The organism is Mycobacterium sp. SMC-11, from assembly GCF_046250095.1.
Taxonomy (GTDB): domain Bacteria; phylum Actinomycetota; class Actinomycetes; order Mycobacteriales; family Mycobacteriaceae; genus Mycobacterium; species Mycobacterium heraklionense_A.
On the sequence record NZ_CP176430.1, the window covers coordinates 2828222 to 2844649 of the forward strand.

General features: G+C 67.6%; 22 protein-coding genes. 13 read left to right on the plus strand and 9 right to left on the minus strand.

Features of this window, described 5'->3' with window-relative positions; genetic code table 11:
- Positions 1–63: 63 nt before the first annotated feature.
- Positions 64–450, plus strand: a complete 387-nt coding sequence (locus ACKY0X_RS13260; RefSeq protein WP_409429625.1) for a GbsR/MarR family transcriptional regulator — start codon at positions 64–66, stop codon at positions 448–450.
- Here ACKY0X_RS13260 and ACKY0X_RS13265 read toward each other — a convergent pair.
- Together ACKY0X_RS13265 and ACKY0X_RS13270 are read right to left on the minus strand one after the other, a co-directional pair.
- On the minus strand, positions 439–1614 hold the full coding sequence (locus ACKY0X_RS13265; RefSeq protein WP_409426403.1) for a class I SAM-dependent RNA methyltransferase: 1176 nt from the start codon (positions 1612–1614) through the stop codon (positions 439–441). The two genes, ACKY0X_RS13260 and ACKY0X_RS13265, sit on opposite strands and share 12 nt — an antisense overlap.
- Positions 1611–3608: an APC family permease gene (locus tag ACKY0X_RS13270; protein WP_409426404.1), complete on the minus strand. Its 1998-nt coding sequence runs from the start codon at positions 3606–3608 to the stop codon at positions 1611–1613. Before ACKY0X_RS13270 ends, ACKY0X_RS13265 begins: the two co-directional genes overlap by 4 nt.
- A gap of 114 nt (positions 3609–3722) precedes the next feature.
- Between ACKY0X_RS13270 and ACKY0X_RS13275 the strand changes: the two genes are divergently transcribed.
- Both ACKY0X_RS13275 and ACKY0X_RS13280 read left to right on the plus strand, forming a co-directional pair.
- Positions 3723–4394, plus strand: a complete 672-nt coding sequence (locus ACKY0X_RS13275) for a potassium channel family protein (RefSeq protein ID WP_024441570.1) — start codon at positions 3723–3725, stop codon at positions 4392–4394.
- Positions 4395–4455: 61 nt separating this feature from the next.
- Positions 4456–5118 carry a potassium channel family protein gene (locus ACKY0X_RS13280; RefSeq protein ID WP_065040822.1) on the plus strand — a complete coding sequence of 221 codons (663 nt, stop codon included), beginning with the start codon at positions 4456–4458 and terminating at the stop codon, positions 5116–5118.
- Here the strand turns inward: ACKY0X_RS13280 and ACKY0X_RS13285 are convergent.
- Positions 5104–5778 (minus strand): DUF3159 domain-containing protein, encoded by a 675-nt coding sequence (locus tag ACKY0X_RS13285; protein WP_409426405.1) that lies wholly within the window; start codon positions 5776–5778, stop codon positions 5104–5106. The two genes, ACKY0X_RS13280 and ACKY0X_RS13285, sit on opposite strands and share 15 nt — an antisense overlap.
- Positions 5779–5806: 28 nt before the next feature.
- A complete protein-coding gene (locus ACKY0X_RS13290) occupies positions 5807–6178 on the minus strand; it encodes an OB-fold nucleic acid binding domain-containing protein (protein ID WP_409426406.1) in 372 nt (123 codons plus the stop codon).
- Positions 6179–6288: 110 nt separating this feature from the next.
- Here ACKY0X_RS13290 and ACKY0X_RS13295 point away from each other — a divergent pair, with 110 nt between their 5' ends.
- Entirely contained in the window at positions 6289–6990 is a 702-nt protein-coding gene (locus tag ACKY0X_RS13295; RefSeq protein WP_409426407.1) for an alpha/beta hydrolase, read from the plus strand.
- Between the two features lie 53 nt (positions 6991–7043).
- On the opposite strand, the gene ACKY0X_RS13300 is transcribed toward ACKY0X_RS13295, so the two are convergent.
- Together ACKY0X_RS13300 and dut are read right to left on the minus strand one after the other, a co-directional pair.
- Positions 7044–7856 carry a DUF3710 domain-containing protein gene (locus tag ACKY0X_RS13300; RefSeq protein ID WP_065040825.1) on the minus strand — a complete coding sequence of 271 codons (813 nt, stop codon included), beginning with the start codon at positions 7854–7856 and terminating at the stop codon, positions 7044–7046.
- 39 nt (positions 7857–7895) lie between these two features.
- Positions 7896–8360 (minus strand): dUTP diphosphatase, encoded by a 465-nt coding sequence (dut, locus tag ACKY0X_RS13305; protein WP_409426408.1) that lies wholly within the window; start codon positions 8358–8360, stop codon positions 7896–7898.
- A 25-nt stretch (positions 8361–8385) separates the two neighbouring features.
- Between dut and ACKY0X_RS13310 the strand changes: the two genes are divergently transcribed.
- Positions 8386–8871, plus strand: a complete 486-nt coding sequence (locus ACKY0X_RS13310; protein WP_409426409.1) for a DUF3093 domain-containing protein — start codon at positions 8386–8388, stop codon at positions 8869–8871.
- A 125-nt stretch (positions 8872–8996) separates the two neighbouring features.
- Here ACKY0X_RS13310 and ACKY0X_RS13315 read toward each other — a convergent pair whose 3' ends face one another.
- Complete coding sequence (locus ACKY0X_RS13315) at positions 8997–9299, minus strand: DUF4193 domain-containing protein (protein ID WP_013829371.1); 303 nt, start codon at positions 9297–9299, stop codon at positions 8997–8999.
- Between the two features lie 170 nt (positions 9300–9469).
- On the opposite strand from ACKY0X_RS13315, the gene cei reads away from it, so the two are divergent.
- The 5 genes from cei (at position 9470) to ACKY0X_RS13340 (ending at position 14031) form a co-directional block, all read left to right on the plus strand.
- A complete protein-coding gene (gene cei, locus ACKY0X_RS13320; protein ID WP_046285832.1) occupies positions 9470–10120 on the plus strand; it encodes an envelope integrity protein Cei in 651 nt (216 codons plus the stop codon).
- 26 nt (positions 10121–10146) lie between these two features.
- Positions 10147–10959, plus strand: coding sequence for a polyphosphate--glucose phosphotransferase (ppgK, locus tag ACKY0X_RS13325; protein WP_409426410.1), 813 nt, complete (start codon positions 10147–10149; stop codon positions 10957–10959).
- Positions 10960–11145: 186 nt separating this feature from the next.
- Complete coding sequence (locus ACKY0X_RS13330) at positions 11146–12621, plus strand: RNA polymerase sigma factor (protein WP_409426411.1); 1476 nt, start codon at positions 11146–11148, stop codon at positions 12619–12621.
- 10 nt (positions 12622–12631) lie between these two features.
- Positions 12632–13705, plus strand: coding sequence for a methyltransferase (locus ACKY0X_RS13335; protein WP_409426412.1), 1074 nt, complete (start codon positions 12632–12634; stop codon positions 13703–13705).
- Between the two features lie 38 nt (positions 13706–13743).
- Positions 13744–14031, plus strand: a complete 288-nt coding sequence (locus tag ACKY0X_RS13340; protein WP_409426413.1) for a hypothetical protein — start codon at positions 13744–13746, stop codon at positions 14029–14031.
- Here ACKY0X_RS13340 and ACKY0X_RS13345 read toward each other — a convergent pair.
- Positions 13982–14347, minus strand: a complete 366-nt coding sequence (locus ACKY0X_RS13345; protein ID WP_409426414.1) for a DUF952 domain-containing protein — start codon at positions 14345–14347, stop codon at positions 13982–13984. The genes ACKY0X_RS13340 and ACKY0X_RS13345 overlap by 50 nt on opposite strands.
- Before the next feature lie 119 nt (positions 14348–14466).
- Here ACKY0X_RS13345 and ACKY0X_RS13350 point away from each other — a divergent pair, with 119 nt between their 5' ends.
- Complete coding sequence (locus ACKY0X_RS13350) at positions 14467–14661, plus strand: hypothetical protein (protein WP_065041647.1); 195 nt, start codon at positions 14467–14469, stop codon at positions 14659–14661.
- 74 nt (positions 14662–14735) lie between these two features.
- The gene (locus ACKY0X_RS13355; RefSeq protein WP_409426415.1) at positions 14736–15692 is read left to right on the plus strand and encodes a YihY/virulence factor BrkB family protein; all 957 of its coding nucleotides are present in this window, start codon (positions 14736–14738) and stop codon (positions 15690–15692) included.
- Here the strand turns inward: ACKY0X_RS13355 and ACKY0X_RS13360 are convergent.
- Complete coding sequence (locus tag ACKY0X_RS13360; RefSeq protein WP_409429626.1) at positions 15679–15918, minus strand: DUF3039 domain-containing protein; 240 nt, start codon at positions 15916–15918, stop codon at positions 15679–15681. The two genes, ACKY0X_RS13355 and ACKY0X_RS13360, sit on opposite strands and share 14 nt — an antisense overlap.
- Positions 15919–15983: 65 nt before the next feature.
- Here ACKY0X_RS13360 and ACKY0X_RS13365 point away from each other — a divergent pair, with 65 nt between their 5' ends.
- Entirely contained in the window at positions 15984–16409 is a 426-nt protein-coding gene (locus tag ACKY0X_RS13365; RefSeq protein ID WP_409426416.1) for a DUF3099 domain-containing protein, read from the plus strand.
- Positions 16410–16428: the final 19 nt, after the last annotated feature.

A 16428-nucleotide genomic window follows, 5' to 3' on the forward strand; every position in this document is an offset into this window, starting at 1 on the left:
GCAGATGACGCGGATATCGCCGAACAACTCGCGCTGACGTTGACCGGTCTCGGGCTGCAGCGCATGACCGCCCGGGTTCTGGCCACCCTGCTGTTCACCGAACAGTCCACGATGACGATGGGCGAGCTGGCCGAGAAGCTGCAGGCCAGCGCGGGCGCGATCTCCGGGGCGATGAAGATGCTGACCGCGGTCGGGCTGGCCGAGCGCGTTCCGGTTCCGGCCAGCCGCCGTGAGCACTATCGGCTGCGTGACGACGCGTGGGCGGTGCTGTTCACCAACCAGAACGTGGCGATCTCAGCGATGCAAGACGCCGCGGCAGCCGGGATCACGGCCGTCGGCGCCGACCATCCGGCCCACCATCGGCTCACCCAGATGCGGGACTTCTACACGTTTCTGCTCGCCGAGATACCTGCGCTGCTGGACCGCTGGCGCGAGCAGTCAGCGCGTTAGCAGCGCGACGCACTCCACGTGGTGGGTCAGCGGGAACGCGTCGAACACGCGGATCTGCTCCACGGCATACCCCTGGGCACGGTACAGACCGATGTCTCGAGCGAAAGACGCTGCCTCGCAACCGATGTGCACAATACGCGGTACACCCGCGGCGGCCAGCGCCTCGATCACCTCCCGCCCGGCACCGGCGCGCGGCGGGTCCAGCACCGCGACGTCGGCGCCGGAGTGCGCATCGCTCAACACCCTGCGCACCGAATCGGTGCGCACCGATACCTGCGGCAGGTCGGCCAGCGCGGCCCGCGCGGCCCCGGTCGCGGCCCGTGACGTGTCGGCACTGATCACCCGGCCCGACTCCCCCACCGCCTCGGCCAGCGCCGCGGCGAAGATCCCGGCCCCGCCGTAAAGATCCCAGGCGGTCATCCCGGTGTCGGCCTGCGCCCACTGGCCGACCAACGCGCTGTAGAGCGCGGCGGCCCGGCGATGCGCCTGCCAGAACGACGTCACCGGAATCTGCCAACGCCGGCGGCCCACCCACTGGGTGGCGTGATAGTCGCCCTCCATGACCTGCGGACGGTGGTCGCGCCCGGTGCTCACCACATGTCGGACACCGTCGTCGTCGGCCACTACGTGCAGGTGATCGCCTGGCCGCCAGGACTGTTCGGCCAGTCCCTTGATCATTCCGGCCGGCAGCTGCCCGCACTGCAGGTCGGTCACCAGCTCATCACTGTGATATCGGTGGAATCCCGCCCGTCCGTCGGCGCCGACGTCCAAGCGGACCCGGGTGCGCCAACCGGTCGGTCCGTCGTCGCCAACCGGTTCGGCAGCACCCTCCCACTCGTGGCCGCCGAGCCTCGCCAGCTGATTGGACACCACCGCACCCTTGAGCTCGCGTGCCACAGCCGGATCGGCGAACGCCAGGTCGCAGCAACCGGCGCCGTCGACCCCGGCGATCGAACACAGCGATGGCACCCGGCCCGCCGCGGGTTCGAGCACCTCCACACATTCACCGTGCCAATACGAGCCCCGCTCGGCGGTGATCCGCACTCGTACCTGCTCCCCGGGCAGCGCATAGCGCACGAAAACGACCCTGCCGTCGTGGCGCGCCACGCAGCTGCCGCCGTTCGCCGGCGCCCCGGTCGTCAAGACCAATTCCTGGTCGATCACTCTAAGAAGCCTCTCCGGGTGTCGCCGGGCGCGTGATGCGGCTCCAAGACTTTGCGCCGCTCCGAGGAGTTCAGCTGCCAGGGCACCGAGGTGACCATGACCTGCGGCATGAACAACAGCCGGGTCTTGAGCCGCAGCGCGCTCTGGTTGTGGAGCAACTGCTCCCACCAGTGGCCCACCACGTATTCGGGGATGTAAACGGTCACCACGGTGCGTGGCGACTCCTTGCTGATGCGTTTGACGTAATCGAGCACCGGTCGGGTGACCTCGCGGTACGGCGATGCAATCACCTTGAGCGGGACGGTGATATCGCTATCCTCCCACTCGCGCACCAGGGCGCGGGTTTCGGTGTCGTCGACGTTGACAGTGATCGCCTCCAACGCGTCGGGGCGCGTTGCCCGCGCGTAAGCCAGCGCGCGGCGGGTCGGCAGGTGCAGCTTGGACACCAGCACCAGGGCGTGGTTGCGGCTGGGCAGCACCGCCTGGTCGTCCAGCGCGGCCGACTGCTCGGCCAACTCCTGGCTGACGGTGTCGTAATGCCGGCGGATCATTTTCATCAATAGGAACAGCACCGACATCGCCACGATCGCAATCCACGCGCCGGCGACGAACTTGGTGGCGATCACCACGATCAACACCAACCCGGTAGCCACGAATCCGATGGTGTTGACCACTCGGGATCGCATCATCTTGACCCGGGCCGCACGGTCGGTTTCGTTACGCAGCAACCGGTTCCAGTGCCGGACCATCCCGATCTGACTCAGCGTGAAGGAGACGAACACCCCGACGATGTAGAGCTGGATCAGTGCGGTCACCTCCGCGCCGAACGCCACGATGAAGGCGATGGCCACCACGGCGAGGAACACGATGCCGTTGGAGAACGCCAGCCGGTCGCCGCGGGTGTGCAGCTGGCGCGGCAGGTAGCGGTCTTGCGCCAAGATCGAACCCAGCACCGGGAAACCGTTGAACGCGGTGTTGGCGGCGAGCGCCAGAATCAGCGCCGTGACGCCGGCGATGATCCACAGACCGGGTGGAAAGCCCCGGAACACCGCCTCGGCCAGCTGAGCCAGCAGAGTCTTCTGCTCGTAGTCCACCGGCGCGCCGATTAGCTGTTCGTGCGGGCGAGCGGCGATCTTCACCCCGGTCTCGCGGGCCAACACGATGATGCCCATCATCAGTGTCACCGCGATCACACCCAGCATCAGCAGCGTGGTGGCGGCGTTGCGCGACTTCGGTTTGCGGAAGGCCGGCACTCCGTTGCTGATCGCCTCCACCCCGGTCAGTGCGGCACATCCCGATGAGAACGATTTCGCCACCAGGAACACCAGGGCCACCCCTACCATCTCGCCCTGGGTGGAGTGGATTTTGAACTCGGCCGATTCGGCCTGCAAAGGGTTGCCCATCACGAAGATCTGGAACATCCCCCACCCCAGCATGGCGAAGACCCCGATCATGAACGCATATGTCGGGATGGCGAACGCGGTGCCCGATTCTCGGATGCCCCGCAGATTGGCCGCCGCCACCACGATCACGGTCCCGACCGCGAACACGACCTTGTGCTCGGCGATGAACGGTATCGCCGAGCCGATGTTGGCAATCCCCGATGAGATCGAGACCGCAACCGTCAGAACGTAATCCACCATCAACGCGCTGGCCACGGTCAGGCCCGCGGTGGCACCCAAGTTGGTGGTGACCACCTCGTAGTCGCCGCCGCCGGAGGGGTAGGCGTGCACGTTCTGGCGGTACGAGGCGACCACGGTGATGAACACGAATGCGACGGCCAGGCCTACCCACGGCGTCATCCGATACGCGGCCAGACCCGCCACCGACAACACCAGAAAGATTTCTTCCGGTCCATAAGCCACCGAGGACAACGCGTCGGAGGCGAATACCGGCAGGGCGATGCGCTTGGGCAGCAGCGTGTGGCTTAGCCGATCGCTGCGAAAGGGCTGACCCAGAACCAGGCGCCGCGCAGCGGTGGAAATCTTCGACACGAGAGCCAAGGGTAAGCCAGGCGGGCACTGGCGGTAGCGTTCACCGAATACGGGCACTATTGCGGTCGATAACCAGCCGAAAGTCGGCCCAGGGGACCTGAAAGGACACAGCACGTGCGGGTAGTTGTGATGGGTTGCGGCCGGGTGGGGGCCTCGCTCGCCGACGGGCTGTCCCGGATCGGCCATGAGGTCGCCATCATCGACCGCGACAGCACCGCGTTCAACCGGCTCAGCCCGGAGTTCAACGGCGAGCGGGTGCTCGGTATGGGCTTCGACCGCGATGTACTGCTGCGAGCGGGCATCGAGGAAGCCGCCGCGTTCGCCGCGGTGTCCTCCGGTGACAACTCCAACATCATCGCGGCGCGGCTGGCCCGGGAGACCTTCGGCGTCTCGCGGGTGGTCGCCCGTATCTATGACGCCAAGCGGGCCGCGGTCTACGAGCGCCTGGGCATCCCGACCATCGCCACGGTGCCGTGGACCACCGATCGGCTGCTCGACGCGCTGACCCGGGAAAGCGAGACCACCAAGTGGCGTGACCCCACCGGCACGGTCGCCGTCGCCGAGGTCGTCCTGCACGAAGACTGGATCGGTCGCCCCGTCACCGACCTGGAGGCCGCCACCAACGCCCGGGTGGCGTTCTTGATCCGATTCGGCACCGGCATCCTGCCCGAGCCCAAGACGGTGATTCAGGCCAGCGACCAGGTGTACATCGTGGCGGTGTCCGGCCGGGTCGCCGAAGCGATCGCGATCGCCGCGTTGCCGCCGAGCGAGGATCTGGACAAATGAAGCGCGCCGTCGACGAAGGCGCTGGCGGAGCCTGCGTAGCCAGGGTTGAGGAGCGGCGCAAATGAAGGTAGCGGTAGCCGGCGCCGGCGCGGTCGGACGATCGATTGCGCGCGAGCTTCTCGACAGCGATCACCAGGTGACATTGATCGAGCGCAACCCCGATCATGTCGACACCGAGGACATCGCCGACGCGCAGTGGCATCTCGGCGACGCCTGCGAGCTGAGTCTGCTGGAGTCGGTGCACCTGGAGTCCTTCGATGTGGTGATCGCCGCGACCGGCGACGACAAAGCCAACGTGGTGCTGTCCTTGCTCGCCAAGACCGAATTCGCGGTACCGCGGGTGGTGGCCCGGGTCAACGATCCCCGCAACGAGTGGCTGTTCACCGACGCCTGGGGCGTGGACGTCGCCGTGTCCACGCCGCGCATGCTGGCCTCGCTGGTCGAGGAGGCGGTGGCGGTCGGAGACCTGGTGCGGCTCATGGAGTTCCGCAAGGGTCAGGCCAACCTGCTGGAGATCACGCTGCCCGACGACACCCCCTGGGGCGGCAAGCCGGTGCGCAAGCTGGCACTGCCCCGGGACGCCGCGCTGGTGACGATCCTGCGCGGGACACGGGTGATCGTGCCGCAGGACGACGAACCGCTCGAGGGCGGCGACGAGCTGCTGTTCGTCGCATCCAGCGGCGTCGAGACCGAGCTGCGCGCGCTGCTGCTACCGGCCCACTGAGCGCGGTTCGGGCTCGGCCTCGTCCGCGGCGGGCCGCGCATCCAGCGCGCGCTGCACGTATTTGACCGCCAAGTAGGTGACCACCGCCGCCACCGCGGTCAACGGCCAGCCCATGGCAATGCGCGTCACTCCCAGCCATCCGGTCTGATCGGCGTTGTAGAGCAGTCGCTGGACCACGAAGCGGGAGCCGAACACCAGCGCCCAGGTCAGCGTGGCGAGATCGTAGGCGTAGACCGCCGACCGCAGCTCACGCCAGGTCTGGGGCTGGCCGCTGGCCCAGGACCAGACATAGCCGACCACCGGGCGGCGGATCACTATCGATGCGGCGAAGACCACCGCCCACATCAGCGACGTCCAGATTCCGAGCAGGAAATAGCCCTTGGAGTCACCCATCAGATAGGCGATCAAGGCACAGACGGCGACCCCGAAGAAACCGGAGATGGCCGGTTGACTGGACTGCTTGCGGATCAGGCGCCACACCAGCACCGCCGCGGCCACGCCCAACGCCGATAGGACCGCGACGCGCAGTCCGAAGAGATTGGACGCCGGCACGAACACCACGATCGGCAGCGAGGAGTAGATCACCCCGGCCAACCCGCCGATCTGCTCCAGGAGCCGCTGCGGCCCCTGGGCGCCTTCGGCGCTGTATTCCTCACTCATCGCTGCACCGGCCCGAAGGGAGGCGCGATCACTGCTGGATTTCGTAGTGGGGGTTGTAGATGGCCTTGCAGCCACTTTCGAGTTTGCCCAGCCGGCCGTGCACCCGCAGGGTGCGTCCGGAGTCGATGCCGGGGATGCGTCGCTGCCCCAGCCACACCAGCGTCACCGTGTCGGTGCCGTCGAAGAGCTCGGCGCGGACACCGCCCACGCAGCCCTTGGCGTTGGCTTCGACGCTGCGCAGTACCCCGACCATGGTGACCTCTTGGCCGCGTTGGCAGTCGATCGCGCGCTGCGCGCCGGTGTTGAGCGCCTCATCGGACAACACTTCGACGTCACGCAGCTCGGGATCTTCCGTCAATCGCCGAGTCAGCCGGCGCAGGTACCCTTTCGGAGCAGCCATTGCCCTCTCCCTCAATCGTATGCGCACGCTACGGTAGACCTGTTGAATACCTAATGCCACATGACCTGCCTACGGGGTGGCTGACAACACCCAAAAGATCAAGAGGTGGCATGTTTCTGCCCGGCGTGACGGCCGTCCTGCTGCCGGGGACCGGATCCGACGACGACTACATTCGCCGGGCGTTCTGCGCTCCGTTGCAGCAGGTGGGTGCCGAATTGGTCACTCATCGCCCGCAGCCCGGGCGCCTCATCGAGGGCTATCTGGAGGCGCTGGATGCGGCCGCCGCCCGATCCGGCCCGATCCTCGCCGGCGGGGTCTCGATCGGCGCGGCGGTGGCCACCGCGTGGGCCCTGCACCATCCCGAGCGGGTGGTCGGGGTGCTGGCCGCGCTGCCCGCCTGGACCGGCTCCCCCGATGACGCGCCGGCAGCCCAGGCCGCGCGCTACAGCGCCGGGCAGTTGCGCAGCGACGGGCTGGCAGCGGTGGTGGCCCAGATGCGGGCGTCGAGCCCAACCTGGCTCGGCGACGAGCTGACCCGCTCGTGGACCGCGCAGTGGCCGCAGCTGCCCGACGCTCTGGAAGAGGCTGCGGGCTATGTCGCGCCGACAGACGCCGAGCTGGCGACTCTGACCGTGCCGATGGGCGTGACGGCGGCCGTCGACGACGCGGTTCATCCGCTGCAGACGGCCGCCGAATGGGCCGCCGCCGCCCCGCGCGCGACGTTGTGCACCGTCACGCTGGACCAGATCGGCGCCGACCCGACCGCCTTGGGCACCGCCTGCGTGAACGCGCTGACGATCGCTGCGGGCTAGTCGCCGGGGCCTGATTCGGCGGCCCAGCTTCACCTCTCCTGCGTCGAGGCTCGCTAACCGCCGGTGATAGTGCGCAGCTGCTGCATCGCGGATCCCTCCACGCTGCGGCGTGCGGCCGGCGCGGGCGGTACATCGCCGCCTCCGCCGAACATGGCGGCCTGCTGCAGTGCGGCCGCCTGCTGGGCAGCGGCCTGCTCGGCCGCGGCCTGCTGCGCCGCGGCCTGCTGCGCCGCGGCGGCGCGCAACTGCTCGGCCATCGGCTCGGGCAGCCGCACCGGCAGCGGGGTGCGCACCGGCAGCGGAGTGTCGCCGCGCCGGACTACCGTGTCCGCCAGCGCCTCTCGCGCCTGCTGGGCGAGCACGTCCATGGTCTCGGGTCGGCCGTTGATCACGCAGCGCACCATCCAGCGGTAACCGTCGACACCGATGAACCGGACTGCGCCGGTCGCCGAACCCAGCACCTCCCGGCCCCACGGCCCATCGACAATGCTGACCATCGCGTTGTCCCTGCGCAGCGCCTCGGCCAGCTCACCGGCCACCTCGCGCCACAGACCCGGCGACTTGGGCGCCGCATAGGCGGCGATGTTGAACCGGCCGTTGGGCGTCACCAGCCATACCGCACTGGGGACACCGGCCTCGCTCAGTTCGACCTGGACCTGAGCGCCGGCGGGCATCGGCACCAACACCGAACCCAGGTCGAGTCGGGCCGTCGTCGCCGCTGCGGGGTCGTCGAAATCTTCGATGTCGAAGGGGCCCTCCAGCTCCTCCGCATCGGATACGAACTCGTCCGCTGCTCCGGAGGCTTCCGGCCCGGCGCTCGTCGGCTCGTCCGCCTCGCCCTTGCCTTTACCCCTACCGAATGCCATCACAGCCGCCCATCTTCATCGCTTCGTCGTCACAAGCCATCACAGGCTCGCGTGCCCACCGGAGGACCCGTGTCCACCGGAACCACGGGTCGTCGGTTCCAGCCCGGCCTCGTCGAACGAGGTCACCTCGATCAGCTCCGGAAGCTCGACCCGCTGCACCAGCAGCTGGGCGATCCGGTCGCCGCGGTGGATCTCGATCGGCGTCGCCGGATCCAGGTTGATCAACGAGACCTTTATCTCACCACGATAGCCCGCGTCGACGGTGCCGGGACTGTTGACGATCGAAAGACCTACCCGCGCAGCCAAACCCGACCGGGGGTGGATGAGACCGACCATGCCGAAGGGAATTGCCACCGCGATCCCGGTAGGCACCAGGGCACGTTGACCTGGGCCCAACTCGACATCGACCGCGCTGTAGAGGTCGACGCCGGCATCGCCGGCGTGAGCACGGCTCGGCAGTGGAAGATCCGGATCCAGGCGAACAACCGCAAGACTGGGTGACACGAGGCGCAAGACTACTCTTAGCCGGATGTCGGGATCGCGCCTGAACCATCGGGCATCGCAAACAGTGCGCTACAGCGAACAGCTGTGGGTGCCGTGGTGGTGGTGGCCACTGGGGTTCTTGGGTAACGGCCTGATGGCCTACGAAGTCCGCTTGGGCCTGCGCACTCTGCCCGGCTGGCTGCCGTTCGCGGTGTTCTTCGCGATCACTGTCGGCGCCCTGCTGTGGCTGGGACGCATCAAGGTGCGAGTCGTCGAAAGCGGCGGGGAAACGCAGCTATGGGCCGGTGACGCGCACCTGCCCGCAACGGCGATCGCACGCAGCGCCGAGGTCCCGCGGTCGGCTAAGTCTGCGGCGCTGGGCCGTCAGCTCGATCCGGCGGCATACGTCGTCCACCGTGGCTGGGTGGGGCCCATGGTCTTGGTCGTGCTCGACGATCCCGACGACCCGACGCCGTACTGGCTGGTCAGCTGCCGCAATCCGCAGCGGGTGCTGGCGGCGCTGCAGGCCTAGCGACGATCCCCCAGCGACCGAGTCGGGCGCTGGGGGCAGGCCCCTACCTACGGTGTGGGCCCACCCATTCCCGGGGAACGGGTCGTCACCATCGGACTAAGCAGGATTGAGCGGGACGGGCCCGGTCAGGCCGCGCAGTCGGTGCAGATCATCACACCGTTCTTCTCGCTGGCCAGACGGCTGCGGTGCTGAACCAGGAAACAGCTCGAGCAGGTGAACTCGTCGGCCTGCTTCGGCACCACACGCACCGACAGCTCTTCACCGGACAGGTCGGCGCCCGGCAGTTCGAACGACTCGGCCGATTCGGACTCGTCGACGTCGACCACAGCGGACTGCGCCTCGTTACGCCGCGCCTTGAGCTCCTCCAACGAATCCTCGGAAACGTCGTCGGTCTCGGTGCGCCGCGGGGCGTCGTAATCGGTAGCCATGGTCTTCTCCCCTCAAGTCCCCTCGAAACCCTGCGCGAGCTTTGTACCAGCGTCGAACGCATCCACCAAATGATTCGTGCCCGTAACGCGGCCAGATCAACTGTGATTTACGTCACATTACATTCCTGACCACGGTGATCGTCCTTGCGAGCGCCCTCTAGAGTGCGTACGTGGTCGCGCAAATCACTACCGGTTCCGAGTTCGACAAGCACGGTCGGCCGTTCCGGCGACGCAACAACCGACCGGCCGCCTACGCCTTGGCCGCTCTGGCGTTGCTGACCGCCGTGGCATGGGGCGTAGCACTCACCCGGCCGGCCGACGTCCATGAAGTCGCGGTGTGCAATGCCCCGCCGGCGCCGACCGAGCCCGACCAGCCGCGGCTGGGCACTCAGGTGCCGCGCGCCGCGATGATCAGCACCACCCCGGCGAAACTGGCCGACATCAAAGCCCGCGTCCTCAACGCCAGCGGCCGCGCCGGACAGGCCGCCGATGTCGCCGACGCGCTGCGCGACGACGGCTTCGCGCAGCCGACGGCCGCCAACGACCCCATCTACGCCGAGGACCGGCTGGACTGCCAGGGCCAGATCCGCTTCGGCCCGGCGGGCCAGGCCGCCGCGGCAGCACTGTGGTTGGTGGCGCCGTGCACGGAACTGTTCCGCGACGACCGCCCCGACGATTCGGTGGATCTGGCGGTCGGTAGCGACTTCGTCAGCCTGTCCCACAGCGACGACATCGAGGCCGCGCTGGCCGGTCTGCGTCCGGACGCCACCGGGTTGCCCGACCCTGCACTGCTGACCAAGATTCATTCCGGCACCTGCTGACGACCGATCGCCGAAGAGGAGATCCGATGACCGGCACCGACCCCGCCCCCTCCCCGATCGAGGACCGTCCGATCGCCGGTGCACGGCGGCAGCGACGGGGCTTCGGCGTCGACGTGGGCGGCAGCGGCATCAAGGGCGGCGTCGTCGATCTGGACACCGGCGCGCTGATCGGTGAACGCTTCAAGCTGCCCACGCCCAGCCCCGCCACACCGGTCTTGGTCGCCCAGACCGTCGCCGCGGTGGTCCGGGACTTCGGGTGGACCGGCCCACTGGGGGTCACCTATCCGGGCGTGGTGGTCAACGGTGTCGTGCAGACCGCCGCCAACGTCGACAAATCCTGGATCGGGCTGAACGCGCAGGAGACGATCGCCGCCGAGCTCGACGGCCAGGAGATCGTCATCCTCAACGACGCCGACGCCGCCGGGCTGGCCGAGGAGCGGTTCGGCGCAGGCAAGAACAACAGCGGCGTGGTCGTGCTGCTCACCTTCGGGACCGGGATCGGCTCGGCGGTGATCCACAACGGAAAGCTGCTGCCCAACACCGAACTCGGGCATATCGAGGTGGGCGGCAAAGAAGCCGAACACCGGGCCGCCGCGTCGGTCAAGGAGCGCAAGAACTGGTCCATGGAGAAATGGGCCAAGCAGGTGACCATGGTGCTGATGGCGATCGAGGACGCGCTCTGCCCGGACCTGATCATCGTCGGGGGCGGTATCAGCCGTAAAGCCGATCGGTGGGTACCACTGCTGGGCAACCGGACCCCGGTGGTCGCCGCGACACTGCAGAACACCGCGGGGATTGTCGGGGCCGCGATGGCGTCATCGGCCGACGTGACCCGCTGAATAACGCCCGCTCGGCGATTACCGCCTCACCCTGTCGTTACAATGGTCGACGGCGGCCGCCTAACCGATAGCGGCGACTATCCCAGTTGATCACCAACTGAAATAGAGCCGACATTCGACATACCCGACACTTTCGGTTGCGCACGACGCTGCAACCCGAAAGTCAGTCCGACCGAAGGGGTGGACGTGGCAGCGAGCAAGGCACAGCCGGCGACTGAGGAGCCCAAGAAGGGCAGTGCCGCCAAGGCACCCGCCAAAGCCGCCGTGAAGTCGCCTGCGAAGGCTCCCGCCAAGCGGACCGCGGCCAAGGCCACCAAGGCGGCGCCCGCCAAGAAGGCCACCAAGTCCACGGCGCGTGGCGCCGCCGCTGACGGCGCAGCCAAGCCCGCGACCCGGTCGACCCGGGGCCCGGCGAAGAAGGCCGCCAAGGCCACCAAGGCCGGCGCGAAGAACACCGACGCCGACTTGGCGCCCGAGGATCTCGACACCGATGTAGAGCTGGACGGCGAGCCCGGTGACGAGGACATCGACGACGCCGACGTGGCCATCGACGATCTCGAGGATGGCGACGGCGACGACGCCGCACCGGGTCCGGCCGCCGTGGCCGCCGGTAGTGCGGGCGACGAAGAAGACGACGAGATCGCCGAGCCCAGCGAGAAGGACAAGGCGTCCGGCGACTTCGTCTGGGACGAAGAGGAATCCGAGGCGCTGCGCCAGGCCCGCAAGGACGCCGAGCTCACCGCCTCGGCCGACTCGGTGCGCGCCTACCTCAAGCAGATCGGCAAGGTGGCGCTGCTCAACGCCGAAGAGGAAGTCGAGCTGGCCAAGCGGATCGAGGCCGGCTTGTTCGCCACCCAGAAGATGGCCGAGCACACCGAAAAGGGCGAGAAACTCGCGGTCGCCTACCGGCGTGACATGGCGTGGATCTGTCGCGACGGCGACCGCGCCAAGAACCACCTGCTCGAGGCCAACCTGCGACTGGTGGTGTCGCTGGCCAAGCGTTACACCGGACGCGGGATGGCGTTCCTGGACCTGATCCAGGAGGGCAACCTCGGTCTGATCCGCGCCGTGGAGAAGTTCGACTACACCAAGGGCTACAAGTTCTCCACCTACGCCACCTGGTGGATCCGCCAGGCCATCACCCGTGCCATGGCCGACCAGGCACGCACCATCCGTATCCCGGTGCACATGGTCGAGGTGATCAACAAGCTCGGCCGCATCCAGCGTGAGCTGCTGCAGGACCTGGGCCGCGAGCCCACCCCCGAGGAACTGGCCCGGGAGATGGACATCACCCCGGAGAAGGTGCTGGAGATCCAGCAGTACGCCCGCGAGCCCATCTCGCTGGACCAGACCATCGGCGACGAGGGCGACTCGCAGCTCGGTGACTTCATCGAGGACTCCGAGGCTGTAGTAGCCGTCGATGCCGTGTCGTTCACGCTGCTCCAGGACCAGCTGCAGTCGGTGCTCGAGACGCTCTCCGAGCGTGAGGCCGGCGTGGTGCGGCTGCGGTTCGGCCTCACCGACGGCCAGCCGCGCACCCTCGACGAGATCGGCCAGGTCTACGGCGTCACCCGCGAGCGCATTCGTCAGATCGAGTCGAAGACGATGTCGAAACTGCGGCACCCCAGCCGATCCCAGGTCCTGCGCGACTATCTCGACTAGCGTCACACGGATGGCGAAACCGCCCGCGCCACTGCTCAGCGCCCTCAACGCATTGCGTGGTGGCCTGCAGCGCCTGCGGCAGGCCACCGTCCCCGCCTCGGTCGCCGTCATGGAGCTCGGGTTCGGCGCATGGCTGGCACAGGCGTTGGTTGCCACGGTGCGGCTCGGGATCGCCGATGCGCTCGCCGATGGTCCGCTGACCGCCGACGAGGTCGCCCGGCGAGCCGGCACCGACCCCCGCGCCACCTACCGGCTGATGCGCGCGCTGGCCAGCCAGTCGCTGCTCAAACTGCGCCGCGATGGCCGGTTCGCGTTGACCCGCACCGGGCGGGCACTGGTCTCCGACAATCCGAACAGTGTGGGCCCGATGATCGCGTTCATGGGCCACCCGAAGCACCGGGAACACTGGTCGAACCTCGAGCACTCGGTGCGCACGGGTGAAACCGCCGTCAGCAAGGTTCGCGGAATGTCCTTCTTCGAATACACCGAGACCGACCCCGAACTGGCACAGGTCTTCAACGACGCCATGACCGGCGCGTCCGCCATCGCGATCGAAAGCGCGGTTCCCGCATACGATTTCAGCGCCAGCAAGCTGATCGTGGATGTGGGTGGCGGCCACGGCGCGCTGCTGGCCGCGGTGTTGCGTCAGGCGCCGGATGCGCGCGGTGTGCTGTTCGACTTGCCGCAGGTGGTCGCCGGCGCAGGCCCCGCGACCGCTGAAGTGGCGTCCCGCTGCGATATCCAGGGTGGATCGTTCTTTGAGTCGGTCCCCGCCGGCGGCGACACCTATCTGCTCAAGACCGTGATCCACGACTGGGACGACGAGCAGTCGTTGGCGATTCTGCGCAATGTCCGGGCCGCGATCTCACCCGACGGCAAGGTGCTGCTGTTCGAGATGGTGCTGCCCGAGGGGGCGCCCGCCCACCTCGGGCTGGTCCTCGACCTGGAGATGCTGGTTGCCGGGGGCGGTCAGGAACGCACCCGACGCGAGTACGGCGAGCTGCTGTCCCAAGCGGGATTCGAGTTGCAACGCATGATTCCCACCACTAGTCCCCTGGCGATCATCGAGGCCCGAGCGGTCTAGGACGCCGACGCCTTCGCCGCGGCGTAGGATCGCCCACCATGCCGGCCGATGACGCGTCGCAGGTGACTTTCGCCGCGTTGTTGAAGCGTGCCGCCACCCACGGCCATCGGGTGCCACCCGAGGCCGATCTGAATCCCGCTGTGTGCGACGCGATCAACGCGGTCGCCGCCGCCTGGCCGCGAGTGCCCGCGATTTTGATCAACAAGGCGCAAACCACGTTCGCTCGTAGCGAACTCACCCGGGCGTCGGCAGCCAAGCCGACGACCCCGTTCAACCTCAACCGGCCGGAGCGAACACGCCGTCCGGGCCGGGCCGATAATCACTGACACCGATCACCGCCGAGGTGGGCAACGGCCCGTACAGGTGCGGGAACAGCATGGCCGCCGGATCGCTCGGTACGCCCGGCTCCCAGCGCACCGGTGCGCCGACTTTGGCCGGATCCACCTGCAGCAACACCAGATTCGTGCAGCCCCGATACAGCCGGTTCGCGGGCAGGTGCACCTGTTGCGGGGTTGACATGTGCACGAATCCCACGCTGTCCAACGACGCCGGACGCAGCGCCCCGGACGCCTGCGCCCGCGCCCAGTCTCCGGCACTACACAGATGCACCAGCGCGTCGGACGGGATCCCGATTCGTGTCATGGCACCGATCCTGCCGCACCGTCTCCCGGGGTGAGACACGACACAGCCGAACGGGGGAACAACGCCGAACGCGCAAGCGTCTGACACACTTGAGAACAACCGCGAGAACGGAGGAGCCCATGAACGCGACTCTGACCAGTCCTGAACTCACTCGGGCTGATCGATGCGACCGGTGCGGAGCCGCCGCACGGGTACGAGCCACGCTGCCCTCCGGCGCCGAACTTCTTTTCTGCCAGCACCACGCCAACGAGCACGAAGCCAAGCTGATCGAGCTGGCCGCCGTGATTCAGGTCAGCGCGACGACTGAGGCGTAACCGGAGCCGGCACGCAACACGCCCGTCTGCGCGATTGTGCAATAGCAGCACCCGTCAGGAATGCTGGGCTGGTCATGACTGACCAGATCGCCAAACCTTCCCGTCATCACCTGCTCCGTATTGCACGTCGCACTTTGGTCAAGAGCTGGGACGATTCGATCTTCGCCGAATCGGCGCAGGCGGGTTTCTGGTCGGTGTTGTCACTGCCACCGCTGCTGCTGGGAATGCTGGGAAGCCTGTCCTATGTGGCGCCGCTGTTCGGACCGGACACGCTGGCCACCATCCAGGACCGGCTGATCGGCATGGCCAGCAGCTTCTTCTCGAAGAACGTCGTGGTGGAGATCATCGAGCCGACCGTGCGGGACATCGTGGCCAATGCCCGCGGCGAGGTGGTCTCGCTGGGATTCGTGATCTCGTTGTGGGCCGGCTCCTCGGCGATCTCGGCGTTCGTCGACTCGGTGGTCGAGGCGCACGATCAGACTCCGCTGCGGCATCCGGTGCGACAACGCTTCTTTGCGTTGGGTCTCTACGTCGCGATGTTGGTGATCGCCGTGGCTACCGCACCGTTGGCCGCACTGGGGCCGCACGCGGTCGCCGAGCACCTCCCGGCCCAGTGGACCGACGTGCTGCGGTTCGGCTACTACCCGGCCTTGGTGTTGGGCCTACTGCTGGCGGTGACCGTGCTCTACCGGGTATCGCTGCCCAAGCCCCTGCCCTCACATCGGCTGGTGTTCGGCGCACTGCTGGCCACCACGGTGTTCGTCGTGGCGACGATGGGGCTGCGGATCTACCTGCGCTACATCACCAGCACCGGCTACACCTATGGGGCGTTGGCGACGCCGATCGCCTTCCTGCTGTTCGCGTTCCTGCTCGGCTTCGCCATCATGCTGGGCGCGGAACTGAACGCCGCGGTCCAAGAGGAGTGGCCTGCGCAGGCCACTCACCTGCACCAGCTGCGTAGGTGGGTGGTGTCACGGGCCGGCCAGCCGGCACAGACCCGCAATGACACCGAGCCGGTTAACCCTGCTTGAGGGTGGCGTAGATCTTCTTGCAGTCCGGGCAGACCGGTGAGCCGGGCTTGGCCGACTTGGTCACCGGAAAGACCTCGCCGCACAGCGCCACCACGTGGGTGCCCATGACCGCGCTCTCGGCGATCTTGTCCTTCTTGACGTAGTGGAAGTACTTCGGGGTGTCGCCGTCGGTCCCGTCATCGACGCGTTCCTCGGAATCGGTGCGCTCGAGGGTGTCGGTCTGTATGCCCATCTCCCCATTGTGCCCAGAACTGGAGTTGATCCAAAACCCCTCGTGCCACCGAATCGCTCGTGTGGGACAGTGGAGTAATGAAGCACGGCCCCGAGCTGGGTTTCGACGACGACGGCCGGCCGGTCCTGATCACTGCGGCTGCCCCGTCCTTCGAGCAGCAGCACCGCGAACGGGTACGCAAGTACCTGACCTTGATGGCGTTCCGGGTGCCTGCCTTGATCCTGGCCGCGATCGCCTACGGAATATGGCACAACGGCCTGATCTCCGTGCTGATCCTGGTGGCGTCGATCCCGCTGCCGTGGATGGCTGTACTCATTGCCAACGACCGGCCTCCCCGCAGCGCCGAGGAGCCGCGCCGCTATGAAGCGGCACCCACTCACACTCCGCTGTTCCCCACCGGCACTCGTCCGGCCCTGGAGCGGCCGAGGCGCCCGGAATCGGGCGGCAGCACCGCCGGCGAAGCGCCGTACGGTACCGGTTCTTAGCACATTCTCAAAGTCATTG